General features: G+C 61.2%; 13 protein-coding genes. 6 read left to right on the plus strand and 7 right to left on the minus strand.

Going from position 1 to position 14,980, the window contains the following annotated elements; all coding sequences use genetic code 11:
• The first annotated feature begins 11 nt into the window (after positions 1–11).
• Positions 12–2,207, plus strand: coding sequence for a CBM35 domain-containing protein (locus tag ACE3MN_RS05720; RefSeq protein WP_049088679.1), 2,196 nt, complete (start codon positions 12–14; stop codon positions 2,205–2,207).
• A gap of 54 nt (positions 2,208–2,261) precedes the next feature.
• On the plus strand, positions 2,262–3,662 hold the full coding sequence (locus ACE3MN_RS05725; RefSeq protein WP_064371626.1) for a glycoside hydrolase family 1 protein: 1,401 nt from the start codon (positions 2,262–2,264) through the stop codon (positions 3,660–3,662).
• Between the two features lie 189 nt (positions 3,663–3,851).
• Here ACE3MN_RS05725 and ACE3MN_RS05730 read toward each other — a convergent pair whose 3' ends face one another.
• From ACE3MN_RS05730 to hypA, 7 genes are all read right to left on the minus strand, one after another.
• Entirely contained in the window at positions 3,852–4,799 is a 948-nt protein-coding gene (locus tag ACE3MN_RS05730; RefSeq protein ID WP_004134317.1) for an alpha/beta hydrolase, read from the minus strand.
• A gap of 117 nt (positions 4,800–4,916) precedes the next feature.
• Positions 4,917–6,989: a formate hydrogenlyase transcriptional activator FlhA gene (gene flhA / locus ACE3MN_RS05735; RefSeq protein WP_004134321.1), complete on the minus strand. Its 2,073-nt coding sequence runs from the start codon at positions 6,987–6,989 to the stop codon at positions 4,917–4,919.
• A 258-nt stretch (positions 6,990–7,247) separates the two neighbouring features.
• Positions 7,248–8,258 (minus strand): hydrogenase expression/formation protein HypE, encoded by a 1,011-nt coding sequence (gene hypE, locus ACE3MN_RS05740; RefSeq protein WP_004134322.1) that lies wholly within the window; start codon positions 8,256–8,258, stop codon positions 7,248–7,250.
• On the minus strand, positions 8,255–9,376 hold the full coding sequence (gene hypD, locus ACE3MN_RS05745) for a hydrogenase formation protein HypD (protein ID WP_004134323.1): 1,122 nt from the start codon (positions 9,374–9,376) through the stop codon (positions 8,255–8,257). Before hypD ends, hypE begins: the two co-directional genes overlap by 4 nt.
• Positions 9,377–9,649: a HypC/HybG/HupF family hydrogenase formation chaperone gene (locus ACE3MN_RS05750; RefSeq protein ID WP_004104861.1), complete on the minus strand. Its 273-nt coding sequence runs from the start codon at positions 9,647–9,649 to the stop codon at positions 9,377–9,379.
• A complete protein-coding gene (hypB, locus tag ACE3MN_RS05755) occupies positions 9,640–10,512 on the minus strand; it encodes a hydrogenase nickel incorporation protein HypB (protein WP_049131980.1) in 873 nt (290 codons plus the stop codon). The genes ACE3MN_RS05750 and hypB overlap by 10 nt, the downstream gene beginning before the upstream one ends.
• 3 nt (positions 10,513–10,515) lie before the next feature.
• On the minus strand, positions 10,516–10,866 hold the full coding sequence (gene hypA, locus ACE3MN_RS05760) for a hydrogenase maturation nickel metallochaperone HypA (RefSeq protein ID WP_004134327.1): 351 nt from the start codon (positions 10,864–10,866) through the stop codon (positions 10,516–10,518).
• A 208-nt stretch (positions 10,867–11,074) separates the two neighbouring features.
• Here hypA and hycA point away from each other — a divergent pair, with 208 nt between their 5' ends.
• The 4 genes from hycA to ACE3MN_RS05780 all read left to right on the plus strand — a co-directional run bounded on the left by hycA (position 11,075) and on the right by ACE3MN_RS05780 (position 14,964).
• Positions 11,075–11,524 (plus strand): formate hydrogenlyase regulator HycA, encoded by a 450-nt coding sequence (gene hycA, locus ACE3MN_RS05765; RefSeq protein ID WP_004134329.1) that lies wholly within the window; start codon positions 11,075–11,077, stop codon positions 11,522–11,524.
• 82 nt (positions 11,525–11,606) lie between these two features.
• Positions 11,607–12,215 (plus strand): 4Fe-4S dicluster domain-containing protein, encoded by a 609-nt coding sequence (locus tag ACE3MN_RS05770; RefSeq protein ID WP_049088683.1) that lies wholly within the window; start codon positions 11,607–11,609, stop codon positions 12,213–12,215.
• Positions 12,212–14,038, plus strand: a complete 1,827-nt coding sequence (gene hycC, locus ACE3MN_RS05775; protein WP_189095210.1) for a formate hydrogenlyase subunit 3 — start codon at positions 12,212–12,214, stop codon at positions 14,036–14,038. The genes ACE3MN_RS05770 and hycC overlap by 4 nt, the downstream gene beginning before the upstream one ends.
• Before the next feature lie 2 nt (positions 14,039–14,040).
• A complete protein-coding gene (locus ACE3MN_RS05780) occupies positions 14,041–14,964 on the plus strand; it encodes a respiratory chain complex I subunit 1 family protein (RefSeq protein WP_049087235.1) in 924 nt (307 codons plus the stop codon).
• Positions 14,965–14,980 lie beyond the last annotated feature (16 nt).

Genomic DNA, 14,980 nt, shown 5'->3' on the forward strand with positions numbered 1-14,980 from the left:
GAGAGATAACGATGATTAAGCCGGTGACAAAACTGATGCTCGTCGCGCTGCTTTCGGCGCTGGGAAGCGCAGGCGCGATGGCCGCAGAGCGCTCGCACTTTGAACACTTTATTACCCGCGACGGCGCGACGCTAAAAGACGGCGACAAGGTTTTCCGCTTTGCGGGCATCCACGCGCCGGAGCTGCACCGTATCGAGGACGATGCGCGCGGTACCTGTAAGGCCGACACGCGCGGCTGGGGGCAATACTTCCGCTGGCCGACGGCGGAAGAGCAGGAAAACTGGATTAAGGCGATGGTGCAAACCGGCGCCAGGGCGCAGCGGGTATACGTGCTCTCGGTGCAGCAGACGTTTGACGAGGCCTGCGGTCGAGAAACCCATATTCTGGCCCCGGAAACCACCGACGGCATGCCGCGCCTGAACGAAAAGGCGATGCGGGTATACGACAACATGATCGCCGAGGCGGACAAACAGGGGCTGCGCCTGATCCTGCCGTTTATCGATCACTGGTGGTGGTGGGGCGGTCGCGAGCAGCTGGCGGCGTTCTACCACGAAAAGCCGGAGGATTTTTACCGTACCGACAGTAAAACCTTCAAGGCCTATCTTGACGTGATTCGCCAGGTTATCACCCGTACCAACAGCGTGACCGGTCGTCCTTATTTCGACGAAAAAGCGATTATGGCCTGGGAGACCGGCAACGAACTGGAAGACACCAACGCGGCGTTCCTTCAGCAGACCGCCGCGTGGATCAAAAAGTGGGCGCCGCATCAGCTGGTGGTCGATGGCACCTACAAGAAAATTAACGGGTTTGCGCTCAACGATCCTAATGTCGATATCGTCAGCAACCACTACTACACCAATGCCGATAACAACCATCCCGATCAGGTGAAAAAAGACCTGACGGCGGCAGCGGGTAAAAAAGTCTATATGGTGGGCGAATTCGGCCTGCTGGACGCGCAGCAGCTTAACGCCATTATGCAGTCGATCGTGCATAGCGAAGTCAACGGCGCGCAGGCGGCGGGCGGCTTGATTTGGGGCTTCCGCGGTCATCGTCACGATGGCGGTTTCTACTGGCATAAAGAGTCCACCGGCCACTACAGCTACCATCTGCCGGGCTTCCCGATGGAAGGTAAGGCCAATGAGGAAATGGAAGTGGTCGACCTGGTGCGGACCGCCGCGGCGCAGATGAACGGGCAGGAGAACGCGCCGCCGCTGCCGAAACCGGATGCGCCGACGCTGCGGGCGACGGATTCACCGTTTGCTATCAACTGGCTGGGGGCGGCGGTAGGGCGCGCTTATGATGTCGAGCGCGCTGATTCGGCATCCGGGCCGTGGAAAGTGGTGGGGCGCGATATTTCCGATGGCGTTAACGAGTGGAACCCGCAGACGATGGATCTGTTCCGCGATGACTATCGCAGTCTGCAACTGGGGAATACGTACTATTACCGCGTCATCGCTAAGAACGAGAGCGGCAGCTCAGCGCCTTCGAACGTGATTAGCGTGAAGCACACCCAGGCGAATCAGGCGCCGGTAGTCGCGCTGGCGGAGACGCTCACCACCAGCCAGGATCAGGGCGTGCAGCTGAGCGCGAGCTGGCGCGATGACGGGCTCCCGGACCGCGACGTAAAGGTGAACTGGAGCAACGGCGGCAGCGCGCAGGCTCATTTCTGCACGACGGATAAAGCCGAAACCCGCGCCTGGTTCAGCGCCCCCGGTGAATATGCGCTGACCTTTAGCGCCGATGACGGCCTGCTCAAAAGCAGCAAAACCGTAAAGGTCACGGTGACGGAAGCCGCCGGTAAAGTCCCCGCCGACTACTGCCGTTTTGGCGGTGGGGTATTGCACGTGACCGAGGGCAAGATTGAGGCGGCGAAAAGCGAGAAAGACGCGCTGACGATTGACGAAGACGGCTTCCTCGGGCCGTTCGCCAACGACGGCGATAAGGTGAGCTGGCAGGTTTCCGCGCCGTGGGCCGGCAAGTATCTGCTGCGGGTAACGTTCAGCGGCAAATGGGGCGGCAAGAAAAACTCGTTTATTGTCAACGGCGGCGCGCCAATCGCGGTTGAGTTCCCGCAGACCGATGAACAGGGCCAGCAGCAACTGGTGCCGGTCGAGCTGAAGGCCGGCGATAACCGCATCGACTTCGGTAAATTCGCCGGCGACTGGGGCTATATGTTTATCAAATCGATTGAAGTGGTTGCAGAGTAGTGCTTATTGGCTGCGCCCGTCGGGTGCGGCCTTTTTTAACTTACAGGAGGCGTTATGACCCGGTATCAGTTTCCGGAAGGCTTTTTTTGGGGCGCGGCGGCATCCGGTCCGCAAACGGAAGGCATCAGCAACAAGCCGCACCGTTCTATTTGGGACAGCTGGTTTGCCGAACAGCCGGAACGTTTTTATCAGCAGATTGGGCCGCAAACCGTTTGCGATACCTATCATCAGTATCCTCAGGACGTGGCGTTGATGAAGCGGACCGGATTCAACTCCTTTCGCACCTCGATTCAGTGGTCGCGGCTGATTGACGATTTCGAAACCGGCGCGCCCAATCCGGACGCGGTGCGTTTCTATCATGCCTACCTTGATGAGATGATCGAAAACGGCATTGAGCCGATGATTAACCTCTATCACTTTGATATGCCGGAAGCGCTGCAAAAGCAGTACGGCGGCTTTGAGTCGGCGCACGTGACGGATCTCTTCGCGCGTTTTGCCCGCACCGCCTTCGAGCTGTTTGGTCACAAAGTGAAATACTGGATCACCTTCAACGAGCCGATTGTGCCGGTTGAGGGCGGCTATCTGTACGACTTCCACTATCCCTGCAAGAAAGACGGCAGGCTGGCGGCGCAGGTGGCGTTTAACATTATGCTGGCCCACGCCAAAGCGGTGCGCGAGTTTCGCACGCTGGCGCTGGAGAGCGAGATTGGCGTGGTGCTGAACCTGACGCCCTCCTATACCCGTAACGACAGCGCTGAGGATAAAAAAGCGGCGTGGTATGCGGATCTGTTTTTCAACCGCAGCTTTCTCGATCCGCTGGTGAAGCATCAGTTCCCGAAAGAGCTGTGCGAAATTCTGGCCGCGCACGACTGCCTGCCGGAGGTGACAAAAGCCGACGTGGAGCTGATTAGCGGATCGCGCGTCGATTTTCTCGGCGTTAACTATTACGTTCCGCGGCGGGTCAAGGCACGCGAAAGCGACTATACGCTGGACTATTTCACCCCGGAGTTCTATTTCGAAAACTACGTGAATCCAGAAGGGCGCTTTAATCCTTATCGCGATAATAATGAGATTCTGCCGCAGGCGATTTATGACATTGCCGCCAATATTCGCGATAACTACGGCAATAAAAAGTGGTTCCTCGCGGAAATCGGCATCGCGATGGATATTGATTCGGAAGGCGAACCGGGCGAAGACGGGGTGATTGACGATTCGTTCCGCATCGGCCTGATGGAAGAGCATCTGGTGCAGCTGCATCGCGCGATAGCCGACGGCGCGAATTGTTTTGGCGTGCATCAGTGGACGTTTATCGATAACTGGTCGTGGATTAATTCGTTCAAGCGGCGCTACGGTTTTTGGCGGCTTAATCTGCAAACCGGAGAGCGGCAGATAAAGCGCAACGCGCTGTGGTTTGCCGAGCTGGCGACCAGCAACGGTTTTAGTTCTGATAAATAGCTCTGCAAAATCCCCCGGAGGCGGCGCTTGACGCGCCTGTCCGGGCTACCAAACCGCACGAACTTGTAGCCCGGACAGATGCGCAGCATCGCCTCCGGGAAGCCGTACCCACCGGTGCTACGAGGTCCCCGCCGTCTGCGGACAGGTAGCCCGGCTAAGGCGTCAGCCGCGAGCCGGGGATTATCGGCGCTATTTGTTCATTTCCGCCAGCGAAGCTATCCAGTTCATCGCCAGTTGCGGCCACTCGGCGGCGGGCAGGCCCCGGGTCCCGCGAATGCCAAATCCGTGTTTCCCCTCGGCGAACAGATGCAGCTCGGTCGGCACCTGATGCGCGCGCAGGGCGTTAAACATCACCAGCGCGTTATCCACCGGCACCGAAGGATCGTCTACCGCGTGGAAAATAAAGGTCGGCGGCGTCTGCGGCGTGACGTTCTGCTCCGGTGAATAACGATGCTGCCGCTCCGCCGTCGGCGTTTCGCCAATCAACGCCTTGCGCGATCCGGGATGGGCAATCGCCGGATCCATCGAAATCACCGGATAGCCGAGCACCGCGAAGTCCGGCCGCGCGCTCTGCTGGTCGATGGCATCCACGGCGGCGTAAGCCGGTTCGCTATAGCGGATCTCCAGGCTGGCCGCCACGTGCCCCCCGGCGGAAAAGCCCATAATGCCGATTTTATGCGGGTCGATATGCCACTCGGCGGCCCGCGCCCGCAGGGTACGCAGCGCGCGCTGCGCATCGGCCAGCGGCGCATCGCTGCCCTCCGCATGACCGTCCGCGGGCATCCGGTAGGTCATCACAAACAGGGTATAGCCCCGGGCGTTAAACACCGGGGCGAGATCGCTGCCCTCTTTATCCAGCACCACCCGCTGATAAGAGCCGCCCGGCGTCACCAGCAGCGCGATACCGTTGGGCTTCTCCGGCGCGTAAATGGTAATTGTCGGAGCGCGAACGCCGGTGACCGCGCGATCGGGCAGCGAGGGGTCTTTGCTGCGCTCCACCAGCGATTCACTCGCCGGGCTGTTTTTCGCGCCGGGCGCTTCACCGCCGGGCCAGACAGAAAAAGTGGGCAGAGAGGAAAATGCCGCCTGAGAAGAGAACAGCAAAGCGATGGCGGCGGCCAGAGGTAAACGCGTCATAAGCATCTCCATTAAGGAAAAGGCTTATTTATCATCGATGAGCGGCGGGTAACGCGAGTTGCTTCACAGAACGCTGTTTCATTAAAATCAAAATGAAACAGCGTTCTGAAGATACGCCTACTGCAGCTGGTCTTTATGAATGCCCAACCGTTTCATGCGCGAAAGCAAAGTGGTGCGCTTTAATCCCAGACGCTGGGCCGCGCCCTTCGGTCCGGCGACCACGCCGTTGCTCTCTTTCAGCACCCGGACAATCAGCTGGTATTCATCTTCGCCTTCCTCCGGCAGCACTTCTGCCGCCAGCGGCTGCGGCTCGATGTTCATTTCCGGCAAGGAGAGCTGCAGCACGCTGCCGCGGGTCAGCAGCACCGCGCGCTCAATGACGTTTTCCAGCTCACGCACGTTGCCCGGCCACTCCATGCGGCTGAGAAGGCGCAGCGTTTCCGCCGGAATGCTGTCGATATTGCGTCCCAGACGGCGGGCGATTTTAAAGGTGAAGGCCTTCACCAGCAGCGGAATATCGTCCGGCCGCTCGCGCAGCGGCGGCAGGTGGATCGGGAAGACGTTCAGCCGATAGTAGAGATCGCTGCGAAATTCGCGATCGGCGACCATCTGCTTAAGATCGCGGTTGGTCGCGGCGATCAGGCGCACGTCGGTGTGAATCAGCTTATTGCTGCCGAGACGCTCGAACTCCTGCTCCTGCAGGACGCGCAGCAGCTTCGGCTGCAGCTCCACCGGCATATCGCCCACTTCATCGAGAAACAGCGAGCTTTTGTCTGCCAGTTCGAAACGGCCGATACGCTGCGCGCTGGCGCCGGTGAAGGCGCCGCGCTCGTGGCCAAACAGGTCGCTTTCCAGCAGCCCGGCGGGCATCGCCGCGCAGTTCATTTTGACCATCCGCCGGCTATTGCGGCCGCTCAGATTATGAATAGCGCGGGCAATCAGCTCCTTACCGGTGCCGGTTTCGCCGAGGATCAGCACCGTGCTGTCGCTGTGCGCCACCATCTCCACCTGCTTGAGCACGCTGTTCATCGCCTCGCTGCGGCCAATGATTTCGCCAAACTCGCTCTCCACGTTGTTGAGCTGTTCGGTCAGGGCGAGGTTCTCATCGACCAGCCGCTCTTTCAGGCGCTGAATTTCGCGGTAGGCGAGAGCGTTGTCGATGGCGATCGAGACGCGCTCGGCGATTTGCCGCAGCAGCTTAAGATTGGTGGTGGTGAACACTTTCTCATCGCACTGCGCCAGCTTCAGCACCCCGAGCAGGGTATTGCCGGACATCAACGGCAGCAGGCACAGGGTCTGAATTTTGTTATCCCACATCTCGAAAAGCATTTTTTCGTACGGCGCCAGCGGGTCATGCTCGTGCAGATTGAGCAGCAGCATCTCTTTACTTTTGAAGACCCGCTCGGTCAGGGTGCCGGCTTCATCCACTTCGCTCTGGTCGTGCACCGGATGGCTGGCGTCGAGGTAGTGGGTGGAGTAGATGTTGAGCTTGCCTTTGCGGTTGCTGCGCAGCACTACGCTAATGGCATCGATGCGGAAGTAGCGGTGGATCTCTTTGGCCACTTCGCTGACCAGCTCGTCGATATCCAGCCGCGAGAGCACGGCGTTGGTGATCGCCACGAGGATGCGGAAGTTATCGCGCTCGTGGCACAGCAGGTCGTAATCGACGTTATTGCTGACCCGGCTCTGGATCTGCTCGGTCACCACGGCGACGATTTGCGTAAAAGTGTGCAGCCGCTGGTACTCTTTTTCAGTCCATGGCCGGTTGTCATCGCGGATGAATTCGCAGCCGCCGAAGATGCGGCCTTCCGCCGCCAGCGGCAGCAGGCAGTAATAGCCAAAGGTGGGATAGAGTCCGCTTCGGGCCAGCTGCGGCCAGGTCTCGGCAAAGGTGGCGCTATCGCAATGCAGCGCATCCGGTCGGGACAGCAGACGACGAACCGGGCCGTTGGCGAGGACGGTTTCATCTTCATAGCTCACCGGATGCCCGGCATCGTCGCAGGCGTGCCTTGTCGCGCGATGGTTGCCGGAATGCCACAGAATAATCGCCGCCCGGTCGGCGAGCGCGGACTGCTGCACCAGGCCGGTCAGCGTCTCGCTCAGCGCGGCCAGATCCGGCTGCTGTAATAAAATGCGGGTGATATCAAACAGACCCTGCTGCCCAAGATCGCCCATCGGTGTATACGACATTGCTTAAGTCCAAAAGCGCCGCAAAGCGGCGCAGAAGAAAGTGATGACACAAATAATAGTCTGTTTATAAAGCGGTTGTGACCGCCGTCCACCCATCCGCAGTTGCCCGCGGGTTTGGGCGGGATAATCATGCAGAGATCCTAATTTTTCCCCGGAGGCGATGCTGCGCATCTGTCCGGGCTACAGGTTCGTGCGATCCGGGTTAGGGTAGCCCGGACAGGCGCATCGCGCCGCCTCCGGGAAAGCTCCTGAATCTCGTTAACAAATTCTCGGCAGCGGCTCGGCGTGAGGAAGATCCAGCGTACGTTTGACGCCGTACAGGCCGATGGAGCGCACGCCCGCGCGCGCCACAACGTCGCCGATTATCGCCGCATCGCGGCCTAACGGATGAGACCGTAAATGCGCAAGTACGCTTTCCGCCGCTTCGCGGGCGACGGCGATCAACAGCTTGCCTTCGTTGGCAAAATTCAGCGCGTCCAGCCCCAGCAGCTCGCACACGCCGCGCACGGTCTCGTTCACCGGCAGCTTATTCTCATACAGCTCAATCCCGCAGCCGCTGGCGGCGGCGAACTCGTGGGCCACCGCGTTAACCCCGCCGCGGGTGGCATCGCGCAGGGCTTTCACGCCAGCGACGTCGCGCAGCGTCTGAATCAAGGGCGTCAGCACCGCGCAGTCGCTGGACAGCGCGCCGTCCAGCCCCATTTGCTCGCGCAGGTTGAGGATAGTCGCCCCGTGATCGCCAAGCGTACCGCTGACCAGCAGCACGTCGCCGGCGCTAATCTGCTGCGCCCCCCAGCGAATACCGGTGGGGATCACGCCGATCCCGGCGGTATTGATAAACAGCTTATCCGCCGCCCCGCGCGGCACCACTTTGGTATCGCCGGTGACAATGGCGATACCGGCCTCCCGGGCGGTCTGAGCCATGCTGTTCACCACCGCTTCGAGGGTGGCCATCTCCAGCCCCTCTTCGAGAATAAACCCGCAGGAGAGATAGCGCGGCAGCGCGCCGCTCACCGCCACATCGTTGGCCGTACCGCACACCGCCAGCTTGCCGATATTGCCGCCGGGAAAAAACAGCGGATCGATGACGTAGCTGTCGGTGGAGAAGGCGAGCCTGTCGCCCTGCGCGCTAAGCTGGGTGAGATCGAGACGCGCCTGATCCTCCTGCTCCGCCAGCCAGGGGTTGGCGAAAGCCTGCATAAACAGGTCGCCGATCAGCTGCTGCATCGCCTGACCGCCGCTACCGTGGGCTAACTGAACGCTTTTCATGCTTCGATTTCCTGACTGCGATATTGATACCAGGCGGCGCAGGCGCCTTCCGATGAGACCATCAGCGCGCCGAACGCGCTCTGCGGGTTGCAGGTCTTGCCGAACAGCGGGCACTGGTGCGGCTTACAGCGGCCGGTCAGCACCTCGCCGCAGCGGGCGCGCGGGTCGTCGCTGACCCGCTGCGGCGCCGGGCGGAAATGCGCCTCGGCGTCGAAACGCTGGTATGCCGCCGTCAGATGCACGCCGGAGTCGCTAATCACCCCCAGCCCGCGCCACTCGCTATCGCCGCTAAGGCAAAACACCTCGGCGATGGCCGACTGCGCCAGCGGATTGCCCTCATCGGGCACCACCCGGCGATACTGGTTCTCCACGTCGCTGTGCCGCGCTATTGTCTGCTCAACCAGCATCACCGCGCCTTGCAGTAGATCAAGCGGTTCGAATCCGGCCACCACTAAAGGACGATGATAGTCGCTGGCGATAAAGCCGTAGGCGTCGGTGCCAATCACCATGCTGACGTGACCGGGGGCGAGAAAAGCGTCGATACCGTTATCCGGCTGGTCGAGCAGGCTGCGCAGGGTCGGCAGCAGGGTGATGTGCTGGCAGAAAAAGTAGAAGTTGGCGACGCCGCGCTCGCGGGCCTGGCGCAGGGTCAGGGCGGTGGCGGGCATCGTCGTTTCAAAACCAAGGCCGAAGAACACCACTTCACGTTCGGGGTTCTGCTGCGCCAGCTTCAGGGCGTCCATCGGCGAATAGACGATGCGGACGTCGGCGCCGCGCGATTTCGCCTGCAGCAGCGAGCCGTTTTTTCCCGGCACGCGCATGGCGTCGCCAAAGGTGCAGAAAATCACCCCCGGACGGCTGGCGATATCGATACAGGCGTCGATGCGTCCCATCGGCAGCACGCACACCGGGCAGCCGGGGCCGTGAATAAACTCGATATTTTCCGGCAGCAGCTGGTCGAGGCCGAATTTAAAAATGGCGTGGGTATGGCCGCCGCACACTTCCATAATGCGCAGCGGACGGTCGGCGGTATGCGGCAGCAGGCGCGCCCGCTGCCGGAGATGCTCCACCAGCTGCATCACCTGTTCCGGCGCGCGGTATTCATCGACATAACGCATTTACCGCTCCTCGCCGTACAGCAGCGCGCCGACGTCCGGCTCGACTTCAAACATATTTTGCAGCGCTTCGAGGGTGTCGCGGGCTTCGGCTTCGTTGATTACGCTCATGGCGAAACCCACGTGGACCAGCACCCACTGGCCGAGACGCGGCTGACCGCGGTCGTCGACCGCGCCGACTAAGGTGAGATCGACTTCGCGCTGAATGCCGCACACTTCGACCTTCGCCAGATTGCCGTCAATGGCGCAGATTTGTCCGGGAATGCCTATGCACATTGCTGCGCCTCCAGCCAGCTGAGCCACTGGTCCATGCCTTCGCCGCTGGTGGCGGAGAGCAGGATGATGTCAATATCCGGGTTCACCTCGCGAGCGCAGGCCAGACATTTCTCCACGTCAAAGTTGAGATACGGCAGCAGGTCGACCTTGTTGAGCAGCATCAGGCTGGCGGCGGCGAACATATGCGGATACTTCAGCGGTTTGTCTTCGCCTTCGGTGACCGACAGCACCGCCACTTTATGGCGTTCGCCGAGGTCGAAGCTCGCCGGGCACACCAGGTTGCCGACGTTTTCGATAAACAGGATCCCGCGGTCATCCAGCGGCAGGCGCGGCGCGGCGTCGGCGATCATCTGCGCGTCGAGATGGCAGCCTTTACCGGTGTTGACCTGAATCGCCGGGGTGCCGGTGGCGCGGATGCGCGCGGCGTCGTTCACCGTTTGCTGATCGCCTTCAATCACCGCGCAGGCGGTTTTCGCTTTCAGCCGCAGCAGGGTTTCCGTCAGCAGGGTGGTTTTGCCGGAGCCCGGGCTGGAGACCAGGTTCAGCACCAGCTGGTTTTTAGCGGCGAAGCGCGCGCGGTTGCGGGCGGCCAGACGGTTGTTTTTATCCAGCACGTCGATTTCCACTTCCAGCATCCGCCGCTGGCTTTGGCCCGGCGCGTGGGTACCCGCCTCGCCGTGACCGTAGTGCAGGTCGCCCGCCGCCGAGTGGGTGGGGGAAAAGTTATCGGTTTTCACGCCGGTAATATTCATCATCTGGCGCGGGGCAGGCGCGAAGGGGGCGCTGCGAAACGCCGAATGCGGGTTATGCTCATCGCCTTCTATATAAAGGTTGCCTTCACCGCAGCCGCAGGTTGTACACATATGTCACTCCTGAGTTACTTCTATTCGCTGAATCTGTAAGCCGTCATCCGCCACAATTTGCAGCCGGTCGCTCTGACACTGCGGGCAGCGGCGCACGTGCTGCGAGATGAGATGCACGTACTGCTGGCAGGTTTCACACCAGCATTCAGCCTGTTGCTCGGCGATATGCAGCTCGCAGCCTTCCGCCAGCGTGCCGCGGCACACCAGCTCAAAGCAGAAGGTCAGCGCGCTGGCCTCCACGCAGGAAAACGCCCCGACCTTCAGCCACACGCCGGTGACCCGACGCGCGCCGGCCTGCTGCGCCTGCTGTTCGATAATTTCCAGCGCCCGCTGGCTAAGGGTGATTTCGTGCATGGTGCCTCCGTATCGCGATGGCCCTTTAATGCAATAACGATGCCAGGTCACAGGTAATGTCACGGAAATGTCGATGACGCGCGTCAGATATCGTCATCGACATGTCTTTCTGCCGTCCGGTATTTAATAAATTCATTTAAAATCAATAAATTAATTTTTGGCATGGAAAATGCTTAACCGGTGCATCTCATACAACGGGGGATCCGGGATGACTATTTGGGAATTAAGTGAAAAGGCGGACTACATCGCCGATCGTCACCGCCAGCATCAGGAGCAGTGGCACACCTATTGCAACTCCCTGGTACAGGGAATAACCCTGTCGAAAGCGCGTCTGCATCACGCCATGAGCTGCGCGCCGGATAAAGAACTGTGCTTCGTCCTGTTTGGCCATTTTCAGGTCTACGTCGCGCTGGCGGAAGGGTTTAACAGCCACACCATCGAGTATTACGTGGAAACCAAAAACGGCGACGACAGGCGTCTGATCGCCCAGGCCACGCTGGGCTCGGATGGCACTATCGATGGCCGGATCAGCAACCGCGACCGCGAGCAGGTTCTCGAGCACTATCTGGCGACTATCGCCAGCGTTTACGACCGTCTCTATGAGGCTATCGAACAAGACCAGCCGGTGGATTTAAGCCACCTGACGCTGGCCCGTTAATCGTCAGGTGTCGACAAGTGTCGAAGCTGACACCTGCGCAACCTGTTTTCGTCAAAAATGACTTTCACCCGAGGATGACCCGGTGAACCGTTTTGTAATTGCTGACTCCACCGTCTGTATCGGCTGTCGCACCTGCGAAGCCGCCTGCGCTGAGACTCACCGCCAGCATGGCCTGCAAGCCATGCCCCGGTTGCATTTAATGCGCAATGAAAAAGAATCCGCGCCGCAGATGTGCCACCACTGTGAAGATGCGCCCTGCGCCGCCGTCTGCCCGGTTAACGCCATTAATCGCGTTGATGGCGCGGTGCAGCTCAACGAGAGCCTGTGCGTAAGCTGCAAGCTGTGCGGCATCGCCTGTCCGTTCGGCGCCATTGAGTTTTCCGGCAGCCGTCCGCTGGATATACCGGCTAACGCCAATACCCCCATGGCCCCCGCCGCGCCGCCGGCGCCGGCCCGCGTCAGCACGCTGCTCGACTGGGTGCCGGGCGTGCGCGCTATCGCCGTTAAATGCGACCTGTGCCACTTCGACGAGCAGGGCCCGGCGTGCGTTCGTACCTGCCCGACTAACGCGCTGCTGCTGGTGGATATCCGCGATATCGCCCAGGCCAGCAAGCGTAAGCGGCAGCTGACTTTTAATACCGACCTCGGCGATCTGTCGCTGTTCCAGGCGCAACAAGGGGACGTGAAATGAGTGTGATTTCCTTAGTGAATCAGGCGGTGGCCTGGTACGCCGCCAGCGCGGTGCTGGCATTTCTGTTCGCCCTGCGCAAACCGCTGAGCGGGGCGATCGCCGGGATCGGCGGCGCGGTTGCCAGCGCGATGCTGGTGCTGGCGGGCGGAACGGCGCTGCTGATGCCGGAGCGCGTCAGCGGCGGTATGCTGCAGATGCTGCACCTGACCCTGCGCGTGGGCGGCGTCAACGCGCTGTGGCTGCTGGCGATCGGCCTGTCGGCGCTGCCGATTTCGCTGTTCAATATCGCCTGGCATCGCCACTCGCAGGTCAAAGCCAACGGCCTGCTGGTGAATCTGCTGCTGGCTGCCGCCGTCTGCGCGGTGGTGGTGACGAACTTCGGCGCGCTGGTGGTGATGGCGGAGATTATGGCCCTGTGCGCCGCGTTTCTTACCGGCTGCGCGCAGTCCGGCAAGCTGTGGTTTGCGCTAGGGCGTCTGGGTACGCTGCTGATGGCGTGGAGCTGCTGGCTGGTGTGGTCGTCCTACGGCACCCTTGAGCTGGCGCAGATTAACCAGCTGGCGCTGGCGGTACCGCAAAACGCGCTGCTGTGGCTGCCAGGCCTGATCGGCTTTGCGCTGCTGGCCGGGGTCATTCCGCTGCACGGCTGGGCACCGCAGGCTCACGCCGGCGCCAGCGCGCCGGCCGCCGCGCTGTTTTCCACGGTGGTGATGAAGGTCGGTCTCTACGGCATCCTGACGGTGTCGCTGGCCGGTAGCGTACCGCCGCTGTGGTGGGGCGTGATGCTGCTGGTGCTGGGGATGATCACCGCCTTCGTCGGCGGACTGTACGCCCTGATGGAGCACAATATTCAGCGCCTGCTGGCGTACCACACCCTGGAAAATATCGGCATTATCCTGCTCGGCCTCGGGGCGTTCGTCACCGGCGTGGCGACCCATAACCCGACCCTGATGGTGCTGGGTTTTATCGGCGGCATGTATCACCTGATCAACCACAGCCTGTTTAAAACCACCCTGTTCCTCGGCGCGGGGGCAGTGTGGTTCCGCACCGGCCATCGCGATATCGAAAAGCTCGGCGGCATCGGCAAGAAAATGCCGCTGATTTCGCTCTCCATGCTGGTGGGCCTGATGGCGATGGCCGCGCTGCCGCCGCTGAACGGTTTTGCCGGGGAGTGGGTGATCTATCAGTCCTTCTTCAAGCTGAGCACCGGCGACGCGTTTGTTGGCCGCCTGCTGGGGCCGCTGCTGGCGGTGGGCCTGGCGATTACCGGCGCCCTGGCGGTGATGTGTATGGCGAAAGTCTACGGCGTCACCTTCCTCGGCGCGCCGCGCAGTAAAGAGGCGGAAAACGCTACCTGCGCGCCGGGGCTGATGACTTTTAGCGTGGTGCTTTCTGCCGTTTGCTGCGTGATTGGCGGGGTTGCCGCGCCGTGGCTGCTGCCGCTGGTGAGCGGGGCGTTTCCGGTGCAGGCGGAGGTCTCCAGCGTGGTCTCCCAGCCGCTGATCGCCATTCTGCTGATTGCCTGCCCGCTGCTGCCGCTGCTGCTGATGATCCTCTTCAAGGGCGATCGCCTGCCAGCGCGCTCCCGCGGCGCGGCCTGGGTCTGCGGTTACGACCATGAAAAATCCATGGTGGTGACCGCCCACGGTTTCGCCATGCCGGTGAAAGAAGCCTTTGCGCCGATTCTCAAGCTGCGCCACTGGCTGAACCCGGTACGCCTGGTGCCCGGCTGGCAGAACGCTTCCGTGCCCGCGCTGTTTCGCGGCGTGGCGCTGGTGGAGCTGGCGGTACTGGTGGTGATTGTGATTTCCCGAGGAGCCTGAGAATGAGCGTATTAATTGCATTGTTGCAGGCGCTGGCGCTGTTCGCCGCCGCGCCGCTGTTGTCCGGGGTGACCCGCGTCGCCCGCGCGCGCCTGCATAACCGCCGCGGCCCGGGTGTGCTGCAGGAGTACCGGGATATCCTGAAGCTGCTGGGCCGTCAGAGCGTTGGCCCGGATGCTTCCGGCTGGGTCTTCCGCCTGACGCCGTACGTGATGGTCGGCGTGATGCTGACCATCGCCACCGCGCTGCCGGTGGTGACCGTTGACTCGCCGATGGCGGGGCTGGGGGACCTGATCACTCTGATCTACCTGTTCGCCATTGCCCGTTTCTTCTTCGCTATCTCCGGCCTTGATACCGGCAGTCCGTTTACCGCTATCGGGGCGAGCCGCGAAGCGATGCTCGGCGTGCTGGTCGAGCCTATCCTGCTGCTCGGCCTGTGGGTCGCGGCGCAGGTCGCCGGTTCCACCCATATCAGCAGCATCGCCGACACCATTTACCACTGGCCCACCGCCCGCACTCTTCCGCTGATTCTGGCGCTGTGCGCTTGCGCCTTCGCTACTTTTATCGAAATGGGCAAGCTGCCCTTCGACCTGGCGGAAGCGGAGCAGGAGCTTCAGGAAGGTCCGCTCTCGGAATACAGCGGCAGCGGCTTCGGCGTGCTGAAGTGGGGCATCAGCCTCAAGCAGTTGGTGGTCCTGCAGATGTTCGTCGGCGTATTTATCCCGTGGGGACAGATGACCAGCTTTAGCGTCGGCGGTCTGCTGCTGGCGCTGGTGGTTGCCGTCGTCAAGCTGGTGCTTGGCGTGCTGGTGATTGCGCTGTTCGAAAACAGCATGGCGCGTCTGCGCTTTTGCGCCACCTCCCGCGTCACCTGGGCCGGGTTTGGTTTTGCCTTTTTAGCCTTCGTCTCCTTGCTGGTGGCGTGATTTAAGAGAGTTTGAG

It is taken from the genome of Klebsiella grimontii (genome assembly GCF_042137965.1).
Classification (GTDB): domain Bacteria; phylum Pseudomonadota; class Gammaproteobacteria; order Enterobacterales; family Enterobacteriaceae; genus Klebsiella; species Klebsiella grimontii.

Bases quoted from the DNA above. Each gene is read 5' to 3' on its own strand.
- hypB (WP_049131980.1), bottom strand. From the start codon at position 10,512: ATGTGTACAACCTGCGGCTGCGGTGAAGGCAACCTTTATATAGAAGGC.
- ACE3MN_RS05720 (WP_049088679.1), top strand. From the start codon at position 12: ATGATTAAGCCGGTGACAAAACTGATGCTCGTCGCGCTGCTTTCGGCG.
- hypA (WP_004134327.1), bottom strand. From the start codon at position 10,866: ATGCACGAAATCACCCTTAGCCAGCGGGCGCTGGAAATTATCGAACAG.
- ACE3MN_RS05730 (WP_004134317.1), bottom strand. From the start codon at position 4,799: ATGACGCGTTTACCTCTGGCCGCCGCCATCGCTTTGCTGTTCTCTTCT.
- hycA (WP_004134329.1), top strand. From the start codon at position 11,075: ATGACTATTTGGGAATTAAGTGAAAAGGCGGACTACATCGCCGATCGT.
- hypE (WP_004134322.1), bottom strand. From the start codon at position 8,258: ATGAAAAGCGTTCAGTTAGCCCACGGTAGCGGCGGTCAGGCGATGCAG.
- hycC (WP_189095210.1), top strand. From the start codon at position 12,212: ATGAGTGTGATTTCCTTAGTGAATCAGGCGGTGGCCTGGTACGCCGCC.
- ACE3MN_RS05725 (WP_064371626.1), top strand. From the start codon at position 2,262: ATGACCCGGTATCAGTTTCCGGAAGGCTTTTTTTGGGGCGCGGCGGCA.
- flhA (WP_004134321.1), bottom strand. From the start codon at position 6,989: ATGTCGTATACACCGATGGGCGATCTTGGGCAGCAGGGTCTGTTTGAT.
- ACE3MN_RS05750 (WP_004104861.1), bottom strand. From the start codon at position 9,649: ATGTGCATAGGCATTCCCGGACAAATCTGCGCCATTGACGGCAATCTG.
- hypD (WP_004134323.1), bottom strand. From the start codon at position 9,376: ATGCGTTATGTCGATGAATACCGCGCGCCGGAACAGGTGATGCAGCTG.
- ACE3MN_RS05780 (WP_049087235.1), top strand. From the start codon at position 14,041: ATGAGCGTATTAATTGCATTGTTGCAGGCGCTGGCGCTGTTCGCCGCC.